General features: G+C 69.5%; 21 protein-coding genes. 10 read left to right on the forward strand and 11 right to left on the reverse strand.

Translation table 11 applies throughout. The features are described 5' to 3' along the window. The first annotated feature begins 9 nt into the window (after nt 1-9). A complete protein-coding gene (locus QFZ27_RS18965; protein ID WP_429227934.1) occupies nt 10-1,629 on the forward strand; it encodes a GMC family oxidoreductase in 1,620 nt (539 codons plus the stop codon). Here the strand turns inward: QFZ27_RS18965 and pobA are convergent. Continuing rightward, entirely contained in the window at nt 1,626-2,792 is a 1,167-nt protein-coding gene (gene pobA / locus QFZ27_RS18970; RefSeq protein ID WP_429227935.1) for a 4-hydroxybenzoate 3-monooxygenase, read from the reverse strand. The genes QFZ27_RS18965 and pobA overlap by 4 nt on opposite strands. Before the next feature lie 127 nt (nt 2,793-2,919). Between pobA and QFZ27_RS18975 the strand changes: the two genes are divergently transcribed. After that, nucleotides 2,920-3,882, forward strand: coding sequence for a helix-turn-helix domain-containing protein (locus tag QFZ27_RS18975; RefSeq protein WP_429227936.1), 963 nt, complete (start codon nt 2,920-2,922; stop codon nt 3,880-3,882). On the opposite strand, the gene QFZ27_RS18980 is transcribed toward QFZ27_RS18975, so the two are convergent. After that, nucleotides 3,801-4,595 (reverse strand): SDR family NAD(P)-dependent oxidoreductase, encoded by a 795-nt coding sequence (locus QFZ27_RS18980; RefSeq protein WP_429227937.1) that lies wholly within the window; start codon nt 4,593-4,595, stop codon nt 3,801-3,803. The genes QFZ27_RS18975 and QFZ27_RS18980 overlap by 82 nt on opposite strands. Before the next feature lie 195 nt (nt 4,596-4,790). Here QFZ27_RS18980 and QFZ27_RS18985 point away from each other — a divergent pair, with 195 nt between their 5' ends. From QFZ27_RS18985 to QFZ27_RS18995, 3 genes are read left to right on the forward strand one after another with little or no spacing between them, the layout of a single operon-like run. Continuing rightward, nucleotides 4,791-5,855: a dipeptidase gene (locus tag QFZ27_RS18985; protein ID WP_429227938.1), complete on the forward strand. Its 1,065-nt coding sequence runs from the start codon at nt 4,791-4,793 to the stop codon at nt 5,853-5,855. 26 nt (nt 5,856-5,881) lie between these two features. Further along, nucleotides 5,882-6,823 carry a DUF1186 domain-containing protein gene (locus QFZ27_RS18990; RefSeq protein ID WP_429227939.1) on the forward strand — a complete coding sequence of 314 codons (942 nt, stop codon included), beginning with the start codon at nt 5,882-5,884 and terminating at the stop codon, nt 6,821-6,823. A 19-nt stretch (nt 6,824-6,842) separates the two neighbouring features. Continuing rightward, the gene (locus QFZ27_RS18995) at nt 6,843-7,715 is read left to right on the forward strand and encodes a phosphotransferase family protein (protein WP_429227940.1); all 873 of its coding nucleotides are present in this window, start codon (nt 6,843-6,845) and stop codon (nt 7,713-7,715) included. A gap of 6 nt (nt 7,716-7,721) precedes the next feature. On the opposite strand, the gene QFZ27_RS19000 is transcribed toward QFZ27_RS18995, so the two are convergent. From QFZ27_RS19000 to purB, 4 genes are all read right to left on the reverse strand, one after another. Beyond that, on the reverse strand, nt 7,722-8,063 hold the full coding sequence (locus tag QFZ27_RS19000; RefSeq protein ID WP_429227941.1) for a hypothetical protein: 342 nt from the start codon (nt 8,061-8,063) through the stop codon (nt 7,722-7,724). 108 nt (nt 8,064-8,171) lie between these two features. Continuing rightward, nucleotides 8,172-8,453 (reverse strand): hypothetical protein, encoded by a 282-nt coding sequence (locus QFZ27_RS19005; protein WP_429227942.1) that lies wholly within the window; start codon nt 8,451-8,453, stop codon nt 8,172-8,174. A 114-nt stretch (nt 8,454-8,567) separates the two neighbouring features. Next, the gene (locus tag QFZ27_RS19010) at nt 8,568-9,719 is read right to left on the reverse strand and encodes a trans-sulfuration enzyme family protein (protein ID WP_429227943.1); all 1,152 of its coding nucleotides are present in this window, start codon (nt 9,717-9,719) and stop codon (nt 8,568-8,570) included. Nucleotides 9,720-9,740: 21 nt separating this feature from the next. Continuing rightward, a complete protein-coding gene (purB, locus tag QFZ27_RS19015; protein ID WP_429227944.1) occupies nt 9,741-11,033 on the reverse strand; it encodes an adenylosuccinate lyase in 1,293 nt (430 codons plus the stop codon). A 330-nt stretch (nt 11,034-11,363) separates the two neighbouring features. Here purB and QFZ27_RS19020 point away from each other — a divergent pair, with 330 nt between their 5' ends. Beyond that, nucleotides 11,364-12,002 carry an FMN-binding negative transcriptional regulator gene (locus tag QFZ27_RS19020; RefSeq protein ID WP_429227945.1) on the forward strand — a complete coding sequence of 213 codons (639 nt, stop codon included), beginning with the start codon at nt 11,364-11,366 and terminating at the stop codon, nt 12,000-12,002. A 79-nt stretch (nt 12,003-12,081) separates the two neighbouring features. Next, nucleotides 12,082-13,341, forward strand: a complete 1,260-nt coding sequence (locus QFZ27_RS19025; protein WP_429227946.1) for an NAD(P)/FAD-dependent oxidoreductase — start codon at nt 12,082-12,084, stop codon at nt 13,339-13,341. 254 nt (nt 13,342-13,595) lie between these two features. Here QFZ27_RS19025 and QFZ27_RS19030 read toward each other — a convergent pair whose 3' ends face one another. Together QFZ27_RS19030 and QFZ27_RS19035 are read right to left on the reverse strand one after the other, a co-directional pair. Next, the gene (locus tag QFZ27_RS19030) at nt 13,596-14,195 is read right to left on the reverse strand and encodes a DUF308 domain-containing protein (protein ID WP_429227947.1); all 600 of its coding nucleotides are present in this window, start codon (nt 14,193-14,195) and stop codon (nt 13,596-13,598) included. A 151-nt stretch (nt 14,196-14,346) separates the two neighbouring features. Then, nucleotides 14,347-14,931 carry a TetR/AcrR family transcriptional regulator gene (locus QFZ27_RS19035; RefSeq protein ID WP_429227948.1) on the reverse strand — a complete coding sequence of 195 codons (585 nt, stop codon included), beginning with the start codon at nt 14,929-14,931 and terminating at the stop codon, nt 14,347-14,349. Nucleotides 14,932-15,034: 103 nt separating this feature from the next. Between QFZ27_RS19035 and QFZ27_RS19040 the strand changes: the two genes are divergently transcribed. Continuing rightward, the gene (locus QFZ27_RS19040; protein ID WP_429227949.1) at nt 15,035-15,985 is read left to right on the forward strand and encodes an arginase family protein; all 951 of its coding nucleotides are present in this window, start codon (nt 15,035-15,037) and stop codon (nt 15,983-15,985) included. A gap of 12 nt (nt 15,986-15,997) precedes the next feature. Continuing rightward, nucleotides 15,998-16,594 (forward strand): cation efflux transmembrane domain-containing protein, encoded by a 597-nt coding sequence (locus tag QFZ27_RS19045; protein ID WP_429227950.1) that lies wholly within the window; start codon nt 15,998-16,000, stop codon nt 16,592-16,594. A gap of 73 nt (nt 16,595-16,667) precedes the next feature. Here QFZ27_RS19045 and QFZ27_RS19050 read toward each other — a convergent pair whose 3' ends face one another. After that, the gene (locus tag QFZ27_RS19050) at nt 16,668-18,179 is read right to left on the reverse strand and encodes an aminoacyl--tRNA ligase-related protein (protein WP_429227951.1); all 1,512 of its coding nucleotides are present in this window, start codon (nt 18,177-18,179) and stop codon (nt 16,668-16,670) included. A 343-nt stretch (nt 18,180-18,522) separates the two neighbouring features. Then, nucleotides 18,523-19,344, reverse strand: coding sequence for a universal stress protein (locus QFZ27_RS19055; RefSeq protein ID WP_429227952.1), 822 nt, complete (start codon nt 19,342-19,344; stop codon nt 18,523-18,525). Nucleotides 19,345-19,566: 222 nt separating this feature from the next. On the opposite strand from QFZ27_RS19055, the gene QFZ27_RS19060 reads away from it, so the two are divergent. Next, the gene (locus tag QFZ27_RS19060) at nt 19,567-21,396 is read left to right on the forward strand and encodes an aromatic amino acid ammonia-lyase (RefSeq protein ID WP_429227953.1); all 1,830 of its coding nucleotides are present in this window, start codon (nt 19,567-19,569) and stop codon (nt 21,394-21,396) included. A 230-nt stretch (nt 21,397-21,626) separates the two neighbouring features. On the opposite strand, the gene QFZ27_RS19065 is transcribed toward QFZ27_RS19060, so the two are convergent. Then, nucleotides 21,627-21,932, reverse strand: a complete 306-nt coding sequence (locus QFZ27_RS19065) for a hypothetical protein (RefSeq protein WP_429227954.1) — start codon at nt 21,930-21,932, stop codon at nt 21,627-21,629. Between the last annotated feature and the right edge of the window lie 3 nt (nt 21,933-21,935).

Consider the following 21,935-nt stretch of genomic DNA (forward strand, 5'->3'; position numbering starts at 1 on the left):
CGACGCTCCATGACCCACGACTACGTCATCGTCGGCGCCGGTTCGGCCGGCTGCATCCTGGCGGCGCGGCTGAGCGAGAGCGGCCGGCGCAGCGTGCTGCTGCTCGAGGCCGGCGGCCGCGACGATTCCTTCTGGTTCCGCATCCCGGTCGGCTACGCCCGCAGCTACTACAACCCGCGGGTCAACTGGATGTACTGGTCGGAGCCGGAGGCGGCTCTGGGCGGCCGCCGCATCTACGTCCCGCGCGGCAAGGTGCAGGGCGGCTCCGGCTCGATCAACGCCATGGTGTTCGTGCGCGGCGCCGCGGCCGATTTCGACGACTGGGCCGCCGCCGGCAACCCCGGCTGGGCCTATGACGACGTGCTGCCGCAGTTCCGCCGGCTGGAGAGCCATGCCGGCGGCGCCTCGGACTGGCATGGCGGCGACGGGCCGATCCATGTCACGCCGATGCGCGGCGCCACCCATGCGGTGACCGACGCCTATCTCGCCGCCTGCCGCGAGCTGCAGCTGCCGGAGAACGGCGACTTCAACGGCGCGTCGATCGAGGGTGCCGGCGTCTACGACGTCAACACCCATGACGGGCGGCGGTCTTCTTCCAGCTTCGAATACCTGCACCCGGCGCTGGGCCGCCGCAACCTGACGGTCGAGCGCGACGCCCAGGCCCTGCGAGTGGTGCTGGACGAGACCGGCCGCGCCACCGGCGTCGAGATCCGCCAGGGGTCGGAGACGCGGATCGTCACGGCGCGACGCGAGGTGATCCTGGCGGCCGGCGCCGTCGACACGCCGAAGCTGCTGCAGCTGTCCGGCATCGGCGACGGCGCCCGGCTGGCCGGGGCCGGGGTGGCGGTGGCGCATCACCTGCCGGCGGTCGGCCGCAACCTGCAGGACCATCTCTGCGCCAGCTTCTACTACCGCTCGCGCGTGCCGACGCTGAACGGCCCCTTCGGCAGCCTGTGGGGCCAGGCCCGGCTGGGGCTGCAATACCTGCTGACCCGCAAGGGCCCCTTCGCCATGAGCGTCAACCAGGCGGGCGGCTTCTTCCGCGGCGCGCCGGGCGAGGCGCGGCCGAACATCCAGATGTATTTCAACCCGCTGTCCTATCGCATCCCCGACAGCCCGAAGGCCGGGCTGAAGCCCGAGCCCTATCCCGGCTTCCTGCTGGCCTTCAACGCGTGCCGGCCGACCAGCCGGGGCGAGATCGCCATCGCCTCGCCCGACCCGGCGGCGGCGGCGAAGATCCGGCCGAACTACCTGTCGACCGACCGCGACATCGAGGAGGCGCTGCAGGCCAGCCGGCTGGCGCGCCGGATCATGGCGGCGCCGAGCCTGGCCGCGATCACGGTGGAGGAGATGCCGCCCTCCGCCGGGGCCGAAAGCGACGCCGCGCTGCTGGACTGGTTCCGGGCGAACAGCGGCTCGATCTACCACCTGTGCGGCAGCTGCGCGATGGGGCCGGATGCGGCGAATTCGGTGGTCGACGCCCAACTGCGGGTGCACGGCCTGTCGGGGCTGCGCGTGGTCGACGCCTCGGTCTTCCCCAACATCACCGCCGGCAACATCAACGCCCCGACCATGATGGTGGCCGAGAAAGGCGCCGAGATGATCCTGGCGGATGCAGGGGGCGCCTAGACCAGCGGCAGCCCGACATAGTTCTCGGCCAGCACGGTCTGGGCGGCGCGGGAGTCGCGGATGTAGTCCAGCTCGGCCCGTTGCAGCCGGCGCTCCAGCGGGCCGGTGTCGGGGAAGCGGTGGGTCAGGCCGGTGAACCACCAGGAGAAGCGTTCCGCCTTCCACACCCGGGCCAGAGCGCGGGCGGAGTAGGCGTCGATCCCGGCAGCCGAGCGCTCGGCATAGAACTCGGCTAGGGCCTCGGCCAGCATGGCCACGTCGGACACCGCCAGGTTCAGCCCCTTGGCGCCGGTCGGCGGCACGATATGGGCGGCGTCGCCGGCCAGGAACAGCCGGCCATGGCGCATCGGCTCGGACACGAAGCTGCGCAGCGGCGCGATACTCTTCTCGAAGGACGGGCCGCGCACCACCGCCGCCTGCGGGCCGAGGCGCAGGCAGATCTCGTCCCAGAACCGGTCGTCCGGCCAGTCCTCGATCCGGTCGTCCAGCGGGCATTGCACATAGTAGCGGCTGCGCTGGGCCGACCGCATGCTGGCCAAAGCGAAGCCGCGCTCGTGATTGGCGTAGATCAGCTCGTGATGGGCTGGCGGCACCTCGGCCAGCACGCCCAGCCAGCCGAAGGGGTAGATCCGCTCGAACTCGCGCCGCACTCCCGCCGGGATGCAGCCGCGGCTGACGCCGTGGAAGCCGTCGCAGCCGGCGATGAAGTCGCAGTCCAGGCGTTGCTCCGCGCCGTCCTGGCGCCAGGTGACAGTGGGATGCTTGGCGTCGATGCCGTGCAGCGCCACATCCCCGGCCTCGAACACCACCGGCAGGCCGCGCGCCTCGGCGCCGTCGAACAGGTCGCGCATCACCTCCTGCTGGCCGTAGACGGTGATGCAGGACCCGGTCAGGGCCTGCATGTCGATCCGGAAAACCTCGCCGTCGACCGCCAGGTTGGTGCCGGCGTGGGGCAGGCCCTCGCGGCGCAGCCGGTCGCCCAGGCCCAACCGGGCCAGCAGGTCGACCGTGCCTTGCTCCAGCACCCCGGCGCGGACCCGGCCCTCGACATAGTCGCGGCTGCGGCGCTCGACCACCACGGCGTCGATGCCGGCGCGGTGCAGCAGATGGGCCAGCACCATCCCGGCCGGCCCGGCGCCGATGATCGCGACCTGCGTGCGCATTTGGCCCTCCCGGAGCCCTTCCTTCCCGGACAGGCTAAGCGCCGTGGCATGGAATGCCATGGACGCTGCGTTAGAAAACTTGGACAATTCTTCCCGCGTGCTTTGGGCGGTCAGGCAGCAGGAATCTATGCAAGCGTCCGCAATTCCGAACTTCTTCCTCTATGGCGAGGCGCCGCGAACCGTCGACGACCGGTTCCTGCATTTGGAGGCGTTGGAGGACCGCAGCCGGCCGAGCGGCTGGACCATCCGGCCCCACGGCCATGCCAACCTGAACCACATCTTCCACTTCACCCGCGGCGGCGGCGTGGGGCGGGTCGAGGGGCAGTCGATCCGGCTGCCGGTGCCGTGCCTGCTGCTGATGCCGGCCGGGGTGGTGCACGGCTTCGACTTCGAGCCGGAGACCGTCGGCTCCGTCCTGACCGTGTCGGACACCACTTTGCGCGAGCTGCTGCGGCGCGAGCCGGAGTTCCGGCCGCTCTTCGCGGCGCCGGCGGTGATCCCGGTCGCCGACCAGGGCTTCATCCTGGCCAGCCTGGGCCGGTTGTCGCGCGAGCTGGCCTGGCTGGCGCCCGGCCGGGCCGCGGCGGTGGAGGCGCTGCTGGTCGGCATCCTGGTCGAGGTGCTGCGCCTGGCGCTGCTGGCCGGGGGTGGGGAGACGGCGGCGCCAGGCCCGCAGGCGCTGCTGGTGGCCCGGTTCCGCGAGCGGATCGAGGCGCGCTACCGCGCCCATGACGAGGTCGAGGATTATGCCAGGGCCCTGGCGGTCAGCCCGAAGCAGCTCTGGGCCGCCTGCCGCCAGGTGGCGGGCGCGCCGCCGGCCCGGCTGATCCAGGACCGGCTGCTGCTCGAGGCCAAGCGCCTGCTGCTCTACACCAATGTCTCGGTGGCCGAGGCGGCCTACACCCTTGGCTTCAACGACCCGGCTTATTTCTCGCGGCTGTTCGCCAAGGAGACCGGCCGGTCGCCGCGCGCCTTCCGCCGCGGCGGCGACGGCCGGGTCGCAAGAGATCAGGTCAGCGCGTCGACCACGCCCCCATCCACCCGCAGCGCCGCGCCGTTGGTCGCCGAGGCCTGGGGCGAGACGGCGTAGACCACCATGTTGGCGACCTCCTCGGGCGTCGCCATGCGGCCGATGATCGAGGTCGGGCGGTGGGTGCGGACGAACTCGGTCGCGGTCTCGTCGATCGACTTGCCGGAGTCTTCGGCCATCTCGCGCAGGAAGTCCTTCACCCCGTCGGTCATGGTCGGGCCGGGCAGGATCGAATTGACGGTGACGCCGGTCCCGCGGGTCAGCTTGGCCAGGCCGCGGGCGATCGAGATCTGCGCCGTCTTGGTGACGCCGTAATGCACCATCTCGACCGGGATGTTCAGGCCCGATTCGGAGGAGATGAACACCACCCGGCCCCAGTCCCGCGCCAGCATGCCCTTCAGATAGGCGCGCGACAGGCGGACGCCGGACATGACGTTGACCTCGAAGAACCGGGTCCAGTCCTCGTCCGGGATGTCGAAGAAGTCCTTCATCTCGAAGATGCCGACATTGTTGACCAGCACGTCGGCCTCCGGCACCGCCGCGAGCAGATCGGCGCAGCCCGCGGCGGTCGAGACGTCGGCCGCGGCGGCGCGCAACGCGGCGCCGGGCACGGCCTGCCCGATCCGCTCGATCGCCTCCGCCACCGCGGCGGGCTTGCGGCCGTTCACGATCACCTCGGCGCCGGCGGCCGCGAGGCCCTGGGCGATGGCGAAGCCGATGCCGGTGGTCGAGCCGGTGACGAGGGCGGATTTGCCCGACAGGTCGATCTTCATCTGGTGTCTCCGCGGTCCTGCCGCATGACGAAAGGAGGGAAGCGGCGGCATCCGGCCGACGCCCATTCTTCGATATAGGCAAGGACGGCGGCGGTGTCAGGGTGGGGCTGCCATGCCTTGCCACTGAGCGCCAAGGCTGCTCAACTCGCAAGCGTCCGGCCGATCCGAGGCCGCGCTCCCGAGACGATGGATCCGATGACCGAGCCCGCGCCCATTCCCGTCTTCGACGGGCACAATGATGTCCTGCTGCGCCTGCTGAAATCCCACGCCGGCTCGGCCGAAACCGCCTTCATCGAGGGCACGGCGACCGGCCACCTCGACCTGCCGCGGGCGCGGAAGGGCGGCTTCGTCGGCGGCATGTTCGCGATCTTCCCACCGCCGGTGCAGGGATCCGGCAGCCCGATCGACCGGATGAAGGGCGGCAGCTACACCGTGCCGCTGCCGGCGGAGCTGGGGCTGGTCGACGCCCAGGCCTCGACCATCGCGATGGCCTCGATCCTGCTGCGGCTCGAGCGTGCCGGAGGCCTCAGCGTCTGCCGCGGCGTCGCCGAGATCCGCGCCGCGATCGCAAGGGACTCGCTGGCCACGGTGTTCCACATCGAGGGCTGCGAGGCGATCGACACCGATTTCCGCATGCTCGACCTGCTCTACGCCGCCGGCCTCCGCTCGCTCGGCATCGTCTGGAGCCGGCCGAACGCCTTCGGCCACGGCGTGCCGTTCACCTTCCCGAGCACGCCGGACACCGGCCCGGGCCTGACCGATGCCGGGCGCGAGCTGGTGCGGGTGTGCAATGAGCGCCGCATCCTGATCGACCTTTCGCATCTCAACGAGAAGGGCTTCTGGGACGTCGCCGAGCTGTCGACGGCGCCGCTGGTCGCGACCCATTCCAACGCCCATTCGGTCTGCCCGCATGCGCGCAATCTGACCGACCGGCAGCTAGACGCGATCCGCGAGAGCGGCGGCATGGTCGGCCTCAACTTCGCCACCGCCTTCCTGCGGCCGGACGGGTCGATGAACGCCGACACCGACCTCGAGGTCATGATCCGGCACCTCGACGCGCTGATCGAGCGGCTGGGCGAGGATGGGGTCGGCATGGGCTCAGACTATGACGGCGCCACCGTGCCGGCCGCGATCAAGGACGCGGCCGGCCTGCCGCGGCTGTTCGAGGCGCTGCGCGCCCATGGCTATGACGACGCGCTGCTGCGCAAGCTCGGCACCGAGAACTGGTTCGGGGTGCTGGAGCGCAGCTGGGGCGGATGACGGTGATCTCGGAAGAACGGACCATCATGACTATCGACGACGCGATCCGCGAGTTCGCGGAAGCGCCGGACGGCGTCCTGCCCGTGGACGCCATGACCTGGGCGCTGCAGCATTGGGATGAAGCCGGCCCCCGGTTCGTCGAGCTGCTGGAGCGCTGTGCCGATGGCCGCGTCTGGTCGGAGGGCACGGAGGATGCGCTCTTCTTCATCTTCCACCTGCTGGCGGAGAAGCAGGAGACGCGTGCCTTCCCGGCGCTCTGCCGCCTGGTCCGCGACAGCGAGGCGGTCGAGCTGATTCTTAGCGATGCGATCACCGAGACGCTCGCCCAGATCCTGATCAGCATCTTCGACGGCAACGCTGCGCTGCTGAAGGCGGTGATCGAGGATGCCGCGGCCGACGAGTTCGTGCGCGAAGCGGCGTTCGAGGCCCTGGCCTGGCACTGCCGCATGGGCGCGATCTCCGACGACGACATGCGGGCTTATCTGCTGCATCTCCACGAGCACATGCGGCCGCAGGACGACACTGTCGTCTGGCTCGGCTGGGTGAACGCGGTCTCGAGCCTGGGCTATGAGGATCTGGCGCCACAGGCGGAACGGCTGGTCGACGAGTTCTTCCTGTATGTCATGAACGTCGGCCACTTCCGCGACGATCTCCGCCAGACCCTCGAAGACCCCGATCGGATGGTGCGCTTCACCGCCAACCATCTGCATCCGTTCGTGGATGCGGTCGGCACCCTGTCGACCTGGCACGGGTTCTCGGAGGAATACCGGGAGCAGCTGGCGAGAGGGGAAGACCCGGGCGACAGGCTCGGCAATCTGGACGATCCGCTGGTCCCTCGTGGATGGCCGTCCATTGCGTTCGGCGAGCCTGCGGTCAATCCGGTGCGGGACGTCGGCCGCAACGATCCGTGCCCCTGCGGCAGCGGCAAGAAGTACAAGAAGTGCTGCCTGGGGAAGGATGCGGGTTGACCTCGCCTGTCATCCGCTGATGACGGAGATCGATCGGTATCGCGCCGCCATCCTCGGTGCCGTCCCGGACATCGCCGCGTCGTCTTTTCGGCTGCTGGCGGAAAGCTGGGATTCGACGGCGGTCGAGGCGGACGGCCGACTGGTCTTCAAGTTCTCGCGCCACGAGGCGGCAGCAGGGCGGCTGCGCACGGAGGCCGCGCTGCTGGCTATGATCCGACCTTCGGTCTCCCTGCCGGTCCCCCACCTGGTGCTCGAGGAGGGGCCGCCGCTGTTCTCCCGTCACGCCAAGATCCCTGGCGAGCATCTGCTGACCGCGCACTATGCCGAGCTTCCGGAGGGGGCGCGCCGGCGTCTGGCTGAGGATCTGGCGCGCTTCCATGCCGAGCTGCACCGGCTCGATCCCGGCCGGATGGCGGCCGCCGGCGCCGGGCCGGTCGAGGAGTGGGGAACGACGGAGGAGATCGGCGCCAAGGCGCTGCCGGCCCTGACGCCGGAGCTGCGCCCGATGGCGGAACATGTGCTCTCCGCCTATGACCGGCTGCCGGCGGAGCCGCATGATGCGATCTACGGCTTCTTCGACGGGCATGGCTGGAACATGGCATTCGACCATGACCGGCAGCGGCTCAACGGCATCTATGACTTCGCGGATTCGGGCATCGGACCGCTGCACCAGGAGTTCGTCTATTCGAGCTTCGTGTCGCCCGACCTCACCGCCCGGCTCGTGGCGGCGTATGAGGGGTTGACCGGGCTCACGCTCGACCGCCGCCGGATCGCGATCCTGACCGGCATGCACCGCCTGTGGGAGCTGGCCGAGCTCGCCGGCGATCCCGAGCATGTGCCGAAAATGGTCCGCAGCTTCGCGGATTGGGTGGCGACCGCGGAGATTTGCTAGGGCGGATCAGAGCGCCGGCCGGTCCTCGCCCAGGCCGGCCCGCGCCGGCGTGTCCATCGGCCGGTACTGGCCAATCAGCAGCGCCGCCTGCGTCCGGAGCGCATCGCTGAGCTGCGGCGCGCCGCGGCCCATCTCGTCGGTCACCCGGAACAGCAGTCGCTCGATGGTGTCGAGATGCTTCGTCCGCAGCGTGCCGGCGACATGCGCCTCCCGGCGCCCGGAGTCGAGAAGCGTGTCGTAGAGCGCGTCGAGATGCTCGACCAGCGTGGTGGCGGCGGCGATCGAAGCCTCGTCGCCCTCGGTCGAGGTGAAGCGGATCGGTGGAACGATGCGTGTCGGCCGATCCATGCTGGGCCTCCCCGAAGATCAAGCATCCACGATCCCTTGGATCGGGATATTTGGCAACTCCGAAGCAGACCCTTTCAGATAATTTATCCTACGGATTTTCCAGGGATTTTAGTGGCTGTCGAGATATCGCGTCTGGAAGTCGGAGAGGTCATGCCGGAAGCTGGCGAGACTGTAGACCCCGGTCTCCAGAGGAGGGTCACGGTCCTGCAGGATCGCGTGCAGAATGCATTCCTGAGTCCGCCCCAGGCTGCCCTGGCGCGCCGCCACCATCGCCAGGGAGATCCAGCACGTCTCCTCGGGGCTGGGCGGAAACCCGTCCTCCCAGTTCTGGCCCTGGATGCGGAACCAGAAATGCAGCGTCTGCGCGAGGCTCTGGCCGTCGTTCGTCATTCGATCTGCCGTCAGCATGGTCTTCACACAAGACATGGGGCGGCGATTTGTTCCGGCGTCCGGCAATAACTTGGCAAGCGGGAGAGGCAATACAAAGGGGCGAGCCCTGTCGCCTTAGGCCAAGGCGGCCCGCAGCGCCTGCTCCAGGTCGGCGATCAGCTCGGACGGGTCCTCGATGCCGGCGGACAGGCGCAGCAGGTCGTCCGGCACCGGGCTGGTGGGGCCCTCGACGCTGGCGCGGTGCTCGATCAGGCTCTCGACCCCGCCCAGCGAGGTGGCGCGCTTCCACAGCTCGACCTTCGCCGCCGTGGCGATCGCCGCCTGGGCGCCGGCCTTGACGCGAACCGAGAGCATGCCGCCGAAGCCGCCCTGCATCTGCCGGGCGGCGACCGCATGGCCCGGCGCGTCGTCCAGGCCGGGATACAGCACCGCCGAGACCAGGTCGTGGCCGCGGAAATGCTCGGCGATCGCGAGTGCCGTGGCCGAGGCCTGGCGCACCCGCGGCACCAGCGTGCGCATGCCGCGCAGCAGCAGCCAGGCCTCGAACGGGCCCAGCACGGCGCCGTGCTGGGCGCGGATGCGCTTGATCCGCTGCCAGGTCTCGTCGTCGCGGGCGGTGGCCAGCGCCCCGGCGATGACGTCGGAATGGCCGTTCAGGTACTTGGTGGCCGAATGCATCACCAGGTCGGCGCCCAGCGCCAGCGGCCGGGTCAGCACCGGCGTCGCTACGGTGGAGTCCACCGCCACCCGGGCGCCGGCGGCATGTGCCGCCTCGGCCACCGCGGCGATGTCGGTGACGGTCCAGAGCGGGTTGGCCGGCGTCTCCAGCCACACCAGCCTGGTCTCGCCCGGCCGCAGCGCGGCGCGGACGGCGTCGATGTCATGGGTGTCGACCAGCTCGACCTTCAGCCCCCAGCGGGTGGCCTCGGTCAGCAGCCAGTTGCGCAGCGACCAGTACATCACCTTCGGCGCCAGCACATGGTCGCCCGGCGCCAGCGCCAGGAACACCGCGGTCGCCGCGGCCATGCCGGAGGCGAAGACGGCGGCGCCTTCAGCCCCCTCCAGCGCCGCCAGCACCGCCTCGGCCTGGTCGTAGCTCGGGTTGTTGTCCCGGGCGTAGATCCGGCCGGACCGGTACTGGTTGTCCGGGTCGCGGATATAGGTGGAGGAGGGGTGGATCGCCGGGGTGACCGCTTTGGTCACCGGGTCGACCCAGCCCAGCGCCTGCGCCGCGATGCTCGCGGCCGAAAGCTTGGTCTTGTCCATCGTGCCGCCCCCCGAGCGGTGTCAGGCCGCCGCGAAGACGCGGGCGAAGATGTCGTCGACGTGCTTGGTGTAGAAGTCGTAGCTGAAGGCGTGCGCCAGGGTCTCACGCGGGATCGTCACCTCCGGGTCGGCCGCCAGCCGGTCGAGGAAGCTGCCGCCCTCGTGCCACACCTTCATGGCGTTGCGCTGGACCAGGGTGTAGGCGTCCTCGCGGCTGACCCCGGCCTGGGTCAGGGCCAGCAGCACGCGCTGCGAGAACACCAGGCCGCCGAGCGATTCCAGATTGGCCTTCATCCGCTCCGGATAGATCAGCAGCTTGTCGACCACGCCGGTCAGGCGCGACAGGGCGAAGTCCAGGGTGACGGTGGCGTCAGGGGCCTGCATCCGCTCGACCGAGGAATGGCTGATGTCGCGCTCGTGCCACAGCGCCACATTCTCCATCGCCGGGATCACCGCGGCGCGCACCAGCCGGGCCAGGCCGGTCAGGTTCTCGGTCAAGACCGGGTTGCGCTTGTGCGGCATCGCCGACGAGCCCTTCTGGCCCGGGTGGAAGAACTCCTCCGCCTCGCGCACCTCGGTGCGCTGCAGGTGCCGGATCTCGATGGCGAGGTGCTCGATCGAGGAGGCGACGACGCCGAACACCGAGAACACCATGGCGTGGCGGTCGCGCGGGATCACCTGGGTCGACACCGGCTCGACCTGCAGCCCCAGCTTGTCGGCGACGTAGCGCTCGACGAAGGGATCGACCGAGGCGAAGGTGCCGACCGGGCCGGAGATGGCGCAGGTGGCGATCTCGCGCCGGGCCTGCACCAGCCGGTCGCGGTTGCGGCGGAAGGCGGCCCAGTGGCCGGCCAGCTTCAGGCCGAAGGTGGTCGGCTCGGCATGGATGCCGTGGCTGCGGCCGACGGTCAGGGTGTGCCGGTGCTCCTCCGCCCGCCGCTGCAGCGCCGCCAGCAGGCCGTCGACATCGGCGATCAGCAGGTCGATCGCCTGGGACAGCTGGATCGACAGCGTGGTGTCCAGCACGTCGGACGAGGTCATGCCCTGGTGCACGAAACGCGCCTCGGGCCCGACATATTCCGCCAGGTTGGTCAGGAAGGCGATGACGTCGTGCCGGGTCTCGCGCTCGATCTCGTCGATGCGCTCGACGTTGAAGTTGCCGCGCTCGCGCACCGCCTTCACCGCCGTCTCCGGCACGATGCCCAGCTGCGCCATCGCCTCCAGCGCCGCGACCTCGATGTCCAGCCAGATTCGGTACTTGTTCTCAGGCTCCCAGATCCGGGTCATCTCGGGGCGGCTGTAGCGGGGGATCATCGGCGTGGTCCAGATGCGCGGGGGAGGGATGGCACAGTCGAGGGAAGGACCGGCCTCTCTTTCTTGTCATTGCCGGGCTCGACCCGGCAATCCAGAAGATGTCGACATCCTCTGGATGCCCGGGTCAAGCCCGGGCATGACAGGTGAGAGAGATCCGACCCATCCTGATGTTCAGAGGCGGGATATAGCAGCAACGGCCGGCACGGCGGAAGCACGCGGCCCTGCCGAGGGCGCATGCCGCCGCTGCGCCGAGTGGAATTGGACTGGCTGGATTCGGCCGATTGGTCCTGGTGGCCAGTCCGATTCATCGCCATCTCTGCAGCCTCCGCCATGCTGCCAGGCACTGCCATGTATGTCCCACCCGCCTTCCGGGAAGACCGGATCGAGATCCTGCACGCCGTCATCCGCGAAGCCGGCCTGGCCACGCTGGTCAGCCTCGGCGCCGACGGGCTGGTCGCCAGCCATGTGCCGATGCTGCTGGACCCGGAGGCCGGGCCGAACGGCACGCTCTACGGCCATCTCGCCAAGGCCAACCCGCATGCCGCCGGTGGGGTGCCGGGGGTGGAGGCGCTGGCAATCTTCCAGGGGCCTGACGCCTACATCACCCCGTCCTGGTACGAGACCAAGCGCCAGACCGGCAAGGTGGTGCCGACCTGGAACTACGTCGCAATCCACGCCAGCGGCCCGCTGGAGATGTTCGACGATGCCGACCGGCTGCTCGACCTGGTGACCCGCCTGACGGTGCGGCACGAGGGCGGCCGGGCGGCGCCCTGGGCGGTGGCCGATGCCCCCGCCGACTTCGTCCGCGGCCAGCTCAAGGGCATCATCGGCTTCGCCCTGCCGATCGCCCGGCTGGAGGGCAAGTGGAAGATGAGCCAGAACCGGCCTGCCGCCGACCGCGCCGGCGTGGTCGAAGGGCTGCGCGGCGAGGGGCGGAAGGAGATCGCAGCGCTGGTGCCGGAGGGCTGACGCCCAGCGACACCCTGGCCCTTGCCCGCCGCACCGCAATATCGGACGGTGAGACAAGTCTCACGGCGAGGGGATCATCATGGCCGAAGCGCGTCACCGCGTTGTCGTCATCGGCGCCGGCTTCGGCGGGCTGCAGGCGGTGCTCCGCCTCAAGGGCGCGCCGGTCGACATCACCCTGATCGACCGCCGCAACCACCACCTGTTCCAGCCGCTCTTGTACCAGGTCGCCACCGCGTCGCTGGCGCCGTCGGAGATCGCCTGGCCGGTCCGCCACCTGGTGGCGCGGCGGCCGGAAGTGCGGACCATCCTGGGCGAGGTCACCGGCGTCGACATGGCCGGCCGGCAGGTGCAGTTGGGCGACGAGCGGGTGCCCTACGACACGCTGCTGGTCGCCACCGGCGCCCGGCACGCCTATTTCGGCCATGACGACTGGGAGCCCTTCGCCCCGGGGCTGAAGGACATCGACGACGCCACCGCGATCCGCCGCCGCATCCTGATGGCGTTCGAGCGGGCGGAGACCGAGACCGACCCGGTGGCGCGCCGGGCGCTGCTGACCTTCGTCATCGTCGGCGGCGGGCCGACCGGGGTGGAGATCGCCGGCACCATCGCCGAGTTGTCGCACCACACCATGGTCCGGGATTTCCGGGCCCTCAATCCGAAGGAGGCGCGCATCCTGCTGGTCGAGGCCGGGCCGCGGGTGCTGCCGGCCTTTCCGGAGGACCTGTCGGCCTATGCGAAGACGGCGCTGGAGCGGCTGGGGGCCGAGATCCTCACCGGCCACGCGGTGACCGCCTGCGACGCCGACGGCGTGATGCTGGCGGCGGAGCGGATCCCGGCCAAGACCATCATCTGGGCCGCGGGGGTCCAGGCCTCCCCCGCCGCCGCCTGGCTGGGGGCGGAGGCGGACCGCGCCGGCCGGGTGATGATCGCGCCCGACCTGACCCTGCCGGGCCACCCCGAGATCTTCGTGGTCGGCGACACCGCCCGGCTGGACGCCTGGAACGGCCAGCCGCTGCCCGGCATCGCCCCGGCCGCCAAGCAGCAGGGCCAACACGTCGCCGACACCATCCGGGCCCGGCTGGAGGGCAACGCGGAGACGCGGCCGTTCCGCTACAAGCATGCCGGCAGCCTGGCCACCATCGGCAAGCGCGCCGCGGTGATCGATTTCGGCTGGATCAAGCTGCGCGGCTGGCTGGCGTGGTGGATCTGGGGCTTCGCCCACATCTATTTCCTGATCGGTCTGCGCAACCGCCTGACCGTGGCTCTGAGCTGGCTGTGGATCTACACCACCGGCCAGCGCAGCGCCCGGCTGATCACCGGCCGCGGGCGGGAGGAGTAGGCGCCCAGGGCTACACGCTGGACTCTCCCGCTTGCGGGGCGCTTTTTGAATTCCAAACATCGTCATCGCGAGCGAAGCGAAGCAATCCAGGGACCGCATGCGACGGCCCTGGATTGCTTCGTCGGCTTCGCCTCCTCGCAATGACGGCGAGGGATGGGCGTTGTGAAAGGGTCCCGCCAGGCGGGAGAGGCCACGCGAAGGGGAGGAAGAAGCTTCACAGCCGGCCCGGCGCAGGCAGTGGGGCCGTTCCGATATCAGCCCATCCGCGCTCCTCGGGACACTCCACCGCCCCTGCGGCGCCACTCGCTCACTGACAACCATAGCGCCGAAACCAGGAAGTAGGCCGCGCCCACGGCGGCATAGCCGGCGATGGCGGTGATCGAAGGCGCCGCCGGCATCCGCGCCTGGACGATGAAGAACCCGCCGGCCAGCGCCGATTGGCCGCCGCTCAGGATCATCGCCCATTGGGCGCCGGAGCTCGTCCAGCGGCGAACCGCGGTGCCAAGCTGCAGCAATCCGGACAGGATGGCCCAGACGCCGAACACCGCGAGCACCGCGTTCATGCTCATCTGCAGGGTCACAGCGACGGCGACGGCGGTGATCAGGCTGACGATGACGTTGACGGCTTGCGTGCGGTTCCGGCCCAGCCCACCGCTTCGCGACGCATCGGCATAGTTCGCCAGGGCATCCCATGCGGGGTAGGCGATCAGCAGAACTGCCGCGATCGACGGTGTCTGCTGTCCCAGGGTGAACGCCGCGGCCACCCACAGGACGGAAAACGCCGCTCGGGCGAAGTAGTAGAGCCTCAGCCATCGCTCCTGGGCACTGGTGGGATCCATGGGCTGGTCGGTCATCGCGAACGTCCTTTCGTTTGCAGGCGGAGCTCGAGGGCGTTCCCTCGAAGCGGGTAAGATAACTACCGACTAGTTGGTAGTCTCGATGAGCGGTTTTTGGCCGGCTCCGGGGCGGCGCGCCGTTGGATGCCGATGGCGCCGCCCGGGAGGATCAGCGCCGGGCGGACAGCCGGTCGAGCAGGGGAGCCGTGACGATGGCAAACATCTTCGGGTTGCCATAGGCCCGGGCCGACAGCATCGCTCCATGGACGGTCGCCATGAAAGCCTCCGCTTCCACGGAGGGCGCGCCCGCGAGGTGAAGGCGACCCTGCCGCACCCCGCGTTCAAGCACCGATGTCAGCCACGCCGACAGGAACCGGAAATGCGCCTTGACCTCAGACGCTACGGCCTCCGGCAGCATGGGAAGCTCGCTCGCGAGAAGGGCGCAGACACAGAATGACAGGCTGGCATCCGCGATGCACTTCTCCCAGAATCCCAGATAGGCCCGGAGCTGCTCTGCCGGATCGGAGACATGGGCTTCGAGTTGTGCCAGCCCCGCCTCGGCTTCTTCGCGGTAGCGGGAGACGAGCGAGCGGACCAGATCGGCCTTGCTCGGAAAGTGATGGTGGATGCTCGGCTTGCGAATGCCGACCACCTGGGCGATGTCGGCATAGCTGAATCCGTTGTAGCCGCCCGCGACGATCAGGGACCGCGCGCAGGCCAGGATATCTTCAGCCGTAGAAGAAGGATTTCCCATAAAACTTATCTACCTTCTAGTAGGTAGTGTGTCAAGCGACGATGATCGGCTCGAAGGGCGCCGCGTCTCCGGCCATACTCCGATCCGGATGGGGAGGGGAACCATGGGATACCCGATCGAAGGCATCGCCGGCACGGCGCTGATCCGGGCGCCGTCCAATCTGGGGCTGCGGCCGCTGCGGCCGGGGCGGGAGCCGGGGACTTGGCGGGCGCCGCAGGTGCTGACCGAGGCCGGGCTGGAGTCGCGGCTGGCGCCGGCGCGGACGGTGGATCTGGCGCGGCCGCGCTACAGCACCGAACCGCAGCCCGGCACCGTGCTGCGCAACGGCCCGGCGATCCGGCACTTCAATGAAGCGGTCGCCGACGCGGTCGACGCCGCGTTGCGGGATCGGCTGTTCCCGGTGGTGGTCGGCGGCGACTGCTCGATCCTGATCGGCGCGCTGGCCGGGGCGCGGCGGCACAGCGAGATGGCGCTGGTCCATCTCGACGGCCACAGCGATTTCCGACACCCCGGCAACTACGAGGACTTCCCGCTGCATTCGGCGGCCGGCATGGACCTGGCGCTGGCGATCGGCCTGGGCGACCCGCTGATGCTGCGCTGGGACGGCGCGCCGGACCCGCTGGTGCCGGCCGAGCGGGCGATCCAGATCGGCGAGCGCGAAGGGCGGGATCCCGACTGGGGCTGGGAGGACATCGCCGACACCGCGATCACCCGGATCGACATGTTCGAGCTGCTGGAGAGGGGTGTGGCGGTGGCGCTGAACCGCAGCTTCGCGGTGCTGGACCGGACGCCGGAGATCCCGTTCTGGGTCCATCTCGACGTCGACATCCTCGACCAGGCGGTGATGCCGGCGGTGGATTCGCCGGGCAGCCCGGGGCTGGATTTTGACGGGCTGGCGGCGCTGCTGCGCGGCTTCGTGGCCTCGCCGCGCTGCACCGGCCTGACCATCACCATCTACGACCCGGACCTGGACCCGGATGGCGCCTATGCCCATGGCTTGGTGGAGATGCTGGCCGAGGGGCTGGCGCCATTGACAGGCCCCCGCCGTCGCTGAGGAGCTTGGCCTATGGACATGTCGGCGCCCGACCAGGGCCTGCGGCGGGCCGTTCGCACGGTCGCCCTCCTCAATCTCGCCTATTTCGGAGTCGAGTTTGCGGTTGCGCTCGCCATCGGCTCCGTATCGCTCTTCGCCGACAGCGTCGATTTCCTCGAAGACGCGTCGATCAATCTCCTGATCCTTGCGGCGCTGGGATGGACGGCGCGCCGCCGCGCCAGGGTTGGGATGGCGCTGGCCGGGATCATCCTCGTTCCCGGCCTGGCGACGCTGTGGACCGCCTGGGATAAATTCGCGGCCCCGATGCCGCCGGAGCCGCTGGCGCTGTCGTTGACCGGCCTGGGCGCGCTCGTGGTCAATCTCTGCTGCGCCCTGATGCTGGCCCGCTTCCGGCGCTACAGCGGCAGCCTGACGAAGGCGGCGTTCCTCTCGGCGCGCAACGACGCCTTCGCCAATGTCGCGATCATCGCCGCCGGCCTGCTCACGGCCTCTACGTTGTCGGCCTGGCCCGACCTGATCGTCGGCCTCGGCATCGCGGCCATGAATGCCGATGCGGCGAGGGAGGTCTGGCAGGCCGCCCGCGAAGAGCATCGGGCGGCGGCCGGTTGAGCATGTCCAGCGGCGGGTGATTTCTGCGTGGGTTGGGTTCGCGGGCCGCGAACCCAACCCACGGAGCCGCCGCTCAATAAGCCCGCGCCAGGATCGCGCGGTCGGCCGTCTCCGTCCCGGTCGCGGCGCAAGGGGCGGGGCCCTCGGCCGGTACGAGGCAGCGGATGGTCACGCCGGTCTCGGCCAGCGCGGCCTCCTCGTCCTCCGAGCCGCTCCAGGGCACGCGGACGAAGCCGGCGCCGGTGCGGTAGCCGTCGGCGCCGCCGTCGCCGAGCAGCGTGCGGGCCTCGTCCAGGGTCGCCGCGTCACGCAGGCGGGCGTCGCGATACGTGCAGGCCTCGGCGAGGAGGGCGTCCTGGATCTCGGAGAGTCGGCCGGGCAGGGCGGCGACGAATGCGTCCAGCCCGCTCTCGGCCTTGCCGTCCTGCAGCCGGTCGCGGCGCCAGATGGTGATCCGGCCGGCGGCGAGGTCGCGGGCGCCGAGCTCGACGATCACCGGCACGCCCTTGCGCACCCAGTCCCAGCGCTTGGCGGAGCCGCTGCCGGGACGCCGGTCGATCGTTACTCGCACGGGCTCTCTGCTCCAGGATTCCCGTCGCAGCCGCCCGGCGATCTCGTCGCAGCGGGCCAGCACGGCGGCATCCTCGGGCGTGCCGCGTAGCACGGGCAGGATCGCTACCTGGTCGGGCGCCACCGCAGGCGGCAGGCGCAGCCCGTCATCGTCGCTGTGGGTCATGATCAGCGCGCCGATCAGCCGGGTCGAGGCCCCCCAGGAGGTGGTGTAGGGCAGCTTCACGGTGCCGTCCGCGTCGGTGAAGCGGATGTCGGCGGCGCGGGCGAAGTTCTGGCCCAGGAAGTGGGAGGTGCCGGATTGCAGGGCACGGCCGTCCTGCATCATCGCCTCGATGCACAGGGTGGTGACGGCGCCGGGGAACTTCTCACGCCGGGTCTTGCGGCCGGCGATGACGGGCAGCGCCAAGGCGTCCTCCGCCACCTCGCGGTAGATGCCCAGCATGCGCTCGGTCTCCTCGATCGCCTCGGCCTTGGTGGCGTGGGCGGTGTGGCCCTCCTGCCAGAGGAATTCGGAAGTCCGCAGGAAGATGCGGGGCCGCTTCTCCCAGCGCACCACATTGGCCCATTGGTTGATCAGCACGGGCAGGTCGCGATGCGACTGGATCCAGCGCGAGAACGCCTCGCCCACGATCGTCTCCGAGGTGGGGCGGACGACCAGGGGCTCGTCGAGGGGCGCGTCGACCTGCAGCCGGCCGTCGACATTGGCCAGGCGGTGATGGGTGACCAGCGCCACCTCGGCGGCGAAGCCTTCGACATGCTCGGCCTCCCTCTGCATGTACTGCAGGGGGATGAACAGGGGGAAGTAGCAGTTGCGGTGGCCGGTCTCCTTGAAGCGGCGGTCCAGGATCGCCTGGATGCGTTCCCAGATGCCGTAGCCCCAGGGCTTGATCGTCATGCAGCCGCGCACGGGGGCAGGCTCGGCCAGATCGGCGGCGCGCACGACGGCCTGGTACCAGCCGGCATAGTCCTCGGCGCGCGTGGGGGTGACGGCGGTGGTCTTGCTCTGTGTCATCGGAGGTGTTCCTGGCGTGGGGAGATGCCTGGCGTGCAGGCAGGAACGGACGGTCCGGACGCAACGACGCACGGGACCGCGGCGCGGACCGGGCCCGGGAGCGTTGCGTGAGCTGGTAAGCCTGGCTGGACGGTCCGGACGCGGTCAGCGCGCCGGGAACGGTCGCCCGATGGTGGGAACGAGGGCAGGCACGACCCGTCCGCCGCCGCAGGCGGTGGAGCAGGTGTCGTGCTGGGTGCCGGCGATGGTCACCGGAAATCCTCGTCCGTTGTTGCCGTCATCGCTGACGGCAGCCCGAGACTAGCGGAAGGGGCCCGACGCGGGAAGCCCCGCGGCGGGCCGGTCAATGCGCCATCAGCACCGGGCGGTCGGAGTGGAACAGCATGTGCTCGGTGACGCCGCCCAGGATCATCTCGCGGAACCGGCTGTGGCTGTAGCCGCCCATGACGATCAGCCCGGCATTGGCGCGCTGGGCCGCGGTCAGGATGGCGGCGTCGACCCCCTGCTTCGGGTCGTCCTCGGCGATCCGGTTCGCCGGCGCGCCGTGGCGGCTGAGATAGCGCACCAGCTCGGCCGCGGTGCAGCGGTCCTCGCCCTCGTCGCGGGTATAGACGCTGACCGCGGTCGCCGCCTCCAGGAAAGGCAGTGCGGCGGCGACGCTGCGCGACGCCTCCTTGCCGCCGTCCCAGGCCACCAGGATGCGCTCGGCGAAATCCTCGGCCACCGGGCCGGGGACGATCAGCACCGCCCGGCCGGTCTCGAACAGCGCCGCCTCCAGCACCGCGCGGCTGGCGTTCGGGTCCTGGCCCGGGCCGGGCGTCACGATCAGGTCGGCGACGGTGCCGCGGTGGCCGATGGCGGCGGTCTCGCTGCCGGTCTCCTCGCGGAACTCGACCTCCGGGCCGGTGCCGGCCGAGGCGGCCTCGAACACGGCGCGGTTGCGGGCGGCGACCTCGTTCGAGGCCTTCTCCGCCCCTTCCAGCAGCATGCTGGTGGCGACCGCCATCTCGGCCCCGGTATAGGCCAGGACCCGCTGCGGGTCGGGGCGCAGCGACAGCACCTCGACCGAGGCGTCGAAGCGCTTGGCGACGCGCAGCGCGGCGTCGAGCGCCGCGGCGTCGCCGGCATGGCCGTTCAGGGGGACGAGCAGGTGCTGGATGGACATGGAACCTCCGGGGGCTCAATGATCTCGGACCCATTGTTCACCTGAAGAAACCTCCAATCCACCGTTTCGGTGCCCGGCATGGCTGCCGTGCGGCTTCGTCGGGCTGCGTCCTTCAGCTTCGCAGTTGTCGGCAAGAGTTATTTCCTAGATGCTTTTCAGGAAACATTTTTTCTGTATAGTAAAATTATTGCCATAAATTTCCATCGACAGCGGGAGATGTTCATGCCGGATCGGATTACCTCCGCCTGCACGAAATTTCTGTTGAACGCGTTGACGATGCTCGCCTTCCTGATGGCGCCCCAATCCCTCCGGGCTTTTGAAGCGCCGGCGACCTATCAGGCCATCGTCGAAACCGCTGCGGACAAGACCGTCACCCTGACAGGCCATGACCTCACGATCGAGCAGGTGATCACCATCGCCCGCGACGGTGCGAAGGTGAGGCTGAGCGACGAAGCCCTGCAACGCTCGGCCGCTGCCTACGGGCTCCTGCTGCAGGGCGCGGCCGAGAACGTGACGATCTACTGGTTCAACCGCGGGGCCGGCGACCAGCGCGAAACGGTGATCTTTTCGGGCGACCCGACCACGCCCGAAAACACCAAGCTCCTGAAAGAGCAGCAGTTGGCGCGCTTCAGGAGAGGGGTCGCCGCCGGTTTCGGCCCGGAACTGCACGAGGAGGCGCTGATCCGCGCCATCATGGCCATCCGCGCCAACACCATGTCCTATGAGGCGGCCAGCCCACAGCTGACCCGGATTCTCGTCGACATGCTCAACGCGCGCGTCACCCCGGTGGTGCAGTCGCGCGGGACGCTCGGTGAGGGCGACCTGCCCACCATGGGCAACATCGCGGGGACCATGGTCGGCGAAGGCGATGCCTATTACCGCGGCGTGCGCATGCCGGCTGCCGACGCTCTTGCCAAGGCCGGCCTGAAGCCGCTGGAGCCCTTCGCCGCCGATGAAGCCGCCCTGTTCAGCACCAACGCCTATGCCCAGGCCCAGGCCGTGCTGCTGCTGGCCGATGCGCGCCGCCTGCTGGAGTGGACGGACCTCGTCTACGCCATCGACCTCCTCGGCATGAATTCCAGCGTCACGCCGATCTCGTCGCCGGTGCAGGCGATGCGTCCCCATCCATGGCTGACATGGGACGCTGCGCGGGTCATGGACATGATCCGGGGCAGCTATCTCTTCGAGGAAGACCCGGCCCGCATCATCCAGGATCCCGAAAGCATGCGCGCCTCCAGCCAGCGCCAGGGCTCGGCCTGGCAGGCCTGGGCCGATCTGCGCGATACCACGCTGCTGTCGATCAACGCGTCCGATCACAACCCGGCCATTCTGCCCGGCCTGACGCCGGAAAGCTCATGGGAGCTGAGCACGCCGCAATTCATGAAATATTACGTCAAGGGCGGCCCGCTCAGCCATGGCAAGTCGGGCTACATCTTCTCCAACGCCAATTGGGATCCCTATCCGCTCGCCAATCAGGTGGAAGCCTTCACCATCGCCCTGACCAATATGGACGTGGCGATCGCCCAGCGCATCGAGCGCTTCGGCAACCCCTTCTTCACGGTGGTAAAGCCGGCCGATATCCTGGGTGCCGACATGCTCAGGCAGGCGCCTGGCCGGGACGGCTACCTGCCGACCGATCTCTGGCTGGAATTGTCGAGCATGGGCGTGCCGGTCGCGCCGGCCGGACAGGCCATCGTCGCCACGGTCGAAGACCTGCAGGCAGAAACCCGCCTCAAGACCCAGCGTGCCCGCGACGCTGTCGACCTTTCCTTCCAGCTCCTGGCGCAGGACCTGCTGATGGGAAGCTTCTGGATTGAGGTGCGCAAGGTCCAGACTCCCGGGCGCAACTTCGGAACGGTGCCGACCGCGGCGCTGGCGGCGCTGCGCGAAATCGTGCCGTGGCAGCAATTGCCATCCGAGCGGCAGAAGCGCCCGCTCGGCATGGTGGTTTACGACTTCATGCAGGCCAATCCCGCCTCGAAATTCTACCCGGGCGGGCCGACGCCGCCGCAAGGCCAGCAGGTCCCCAAGGCAGGCCCATCGGCGAATTGAAGGTGCGGACGGCCTGAGAGGGCGCCCATTTCTCGCCGTCATTGCGAGCATCTCACGCCGCTGGGGCGGCCCCGGAAGGGAAAGAAAGTTTTAACTTCTTCAAGAGGAGGCGAAGCCGACGAAGCAATCCAAGGGCTGGTGCGAGCGGCCCTGGATTGCTTCGCTGCGCTCGCAACGACGATGTTGGAAATTCTGATAAAGATCTCGCAAGCGGAGAGGCAAAGCCCCGCTCAGCCTTCCGCCCCGGGCTGCCGGGGAAATCGCCGCCAGGCGAGGTCCTTGATCTTCATCCGGACCACATGCAGCAACTCGTTCCGCACGCCCTTGGTGGCGGCGAAAGGAATGTCGAAGTTCACGCTGTGATAGACCAGCGACAGGATGCTGTCCCGCTCGTCATCCGCGATGTCGCCGTCGATCAGCCGCACGACCCAGTGATGGACGATGCCGTGGTCATCGCCGTTCGCATCGTCCTGGAGCACGAGGCGACCGCCCTCGGTCCAGTCCTGCCGCAGAGCCGCCAGCTCGTCCGGAGCCATGGC

This window comes from Inquilinus ginsengisoli (genome assembly GCF_050434925.1).
GTDB lineage: Bacteria > Pseudomonadota > Alphaproteobacteria > DSM-16000 > Inquilinaceae > Inquilinus > Inquilinus ginsengisoli_B.

Excerpts from the sequence above, each read along its gene's own strand:
- QFZ27_RS18965 (WP_429227934.1), top strand. The coding sequence starts at position 10 with ATGACCCACGACTACGTCATCGTCGGCGCCGGTTCGGCCGGCTGCATC.
- pobA (WP_429227935.1), bottom strand. The coding sequence starts at position 2,792 with ATGCGCACGCAGGTCGCGATCATCGGCGCCGGGCCGGCCGGGATGGTG.
- QFZ27_RS18975 (WP_429227936.1), top strand. The coding sequence starts at position 2,920 with ATGCAAGCGTCCGCAATTCCGAACTTCTTCCTCTATGGCGAGGCGCCG.
- QFZ27_RS18980 (WP_429227937.1), bottom strand. The coding sequence starts at position 4,595 with ATGAAGATCGACCTGTCGGGCAAATCCGCCCTCGTCACCGGCTCGACC.
- QFZ27_RS18985 (WP_429227938.1), top strand. The coding sequence starts at position 4,791 with ATGACCGAGCCCGCGCCCATTCCCGTCTTCGACGGGCACAATGATGTC.
- QFZ27_RS18990 (WP_429227939.1), top strand. The coding sequence starts at position 5,882 with ATGACTATCGACGACGCGATCCGCGAGTTCGCGGAAGCGCCGGACGGC.
- QFZ27_RS18995 (WP_429227940.1), top strand. The coding sequence starts at position 6,843 with ATGACGGAGATCGATCGGTATCGCGCCGCCATCCTCGGTGCCGTCCCG.
- QFZ27_RS19000 (WP_429227941.1), bottom strand. The coding sequence starts at position 8,063 with ATGGATCGGCCGACACGCATCGTTCCACCGATCCGCTTCACCTCGACC.
- QFZ27_RS19005 (WP_429227942.1), bottom strand. The coding sequence starts at position 8,453 with ATGACGAACGACGGCCAGAGCCTCGCGCAGACGCTGCATTTCTGGTTC.
- QFZ27_RS19010 (WP_429227943.1), bottom strand. The coding sequence starts at position 9,719 with ATGGACAAGACCAAGCTTTCGGCCGCGAGCATCGCGGCGCAGGCGCTG.
- purB (WP_429227944.1), bottom strand. The coding sequence starts at position 11,033 with ATGATCCCCCGCTACAGCCGCCCCGAGATGACCCGGATCTGGGAGCCT.
- QFZ27_RS19020 (WP_429227945.1), top strand. The coding sequence starts at position 11,364 with ATGCTGCCAGGCACTGCCATGTATGTCCCACCCGCCTTCCGGGAAGAC.
- QFZ27_RS19025 (WP_429227946.1), top strand. The coding sequence starts at position 12,082 with ATGGCCGAAGCGCGTCACCGCGTTGTCGTCATCGGCGCCGGCTTCGGC.
- QFZ27_RS19030 (WP_429227947.1), bottom strand. The coding sequence starts at position 14,195 with ATGACCGACCAGCCCATGGATCCCACCAGTGCCCAGGAGCGATGGCTG.
- QFZ27_RS19035 (WP_429227948.1), bottom strand. The coding sequence starts at position 14,931 with ATGGGAAATCCTTCTTCTACGGCTGAAGATATCCTGGCCTGCGCGCGG.
- QFZ27_RS19040 (WP_429227949.1), top strand. The coding sequence starts at position 15,035 with ATGGGATACCCGATCGAAGGCATCGCCGGCACGGCGCTGATCCGGGCG.
- QFZ27_RS19045 (WP_429227950.1), top strand. The coding sequence starts at position 15,998 with ATGGACATGTCGGCGCCCGACCAGGGCCTGCGGCGGGCCGTTCGCACG.
- QFZ27_RS19050 (WP_429227951.1), bottom strand. The coding sequence starts at position 18,179 with ATGACACAGAGCAAGACCACCGCCGTCACCCCCACGCGCGCCGAGGAC.
- QFZ27_RS19055 (WP_429227952.1), bottom strand. The coding sequence starts at position 19,344 with ATGTCCATCCAGCACCTGCTCGTCCCCCTGAACGGCCATGCCGGCGAC.
- QFZ27_RS19060 (WP_429227953.1), top strand. The coding sequence starts at position 19,567 with ATGCCGGATCGGATTACCTCCGCCTGCACGAAATTTCTGTTGAACGCG.
- QFZ27_RS19065 (WP_429227954.1), bottom strand. The coding sequence starts at position 21,932 with ATGGCTCCGGACGAGCTGGCGGCTCTGCGGCAGGACTGGACCGAGGGC.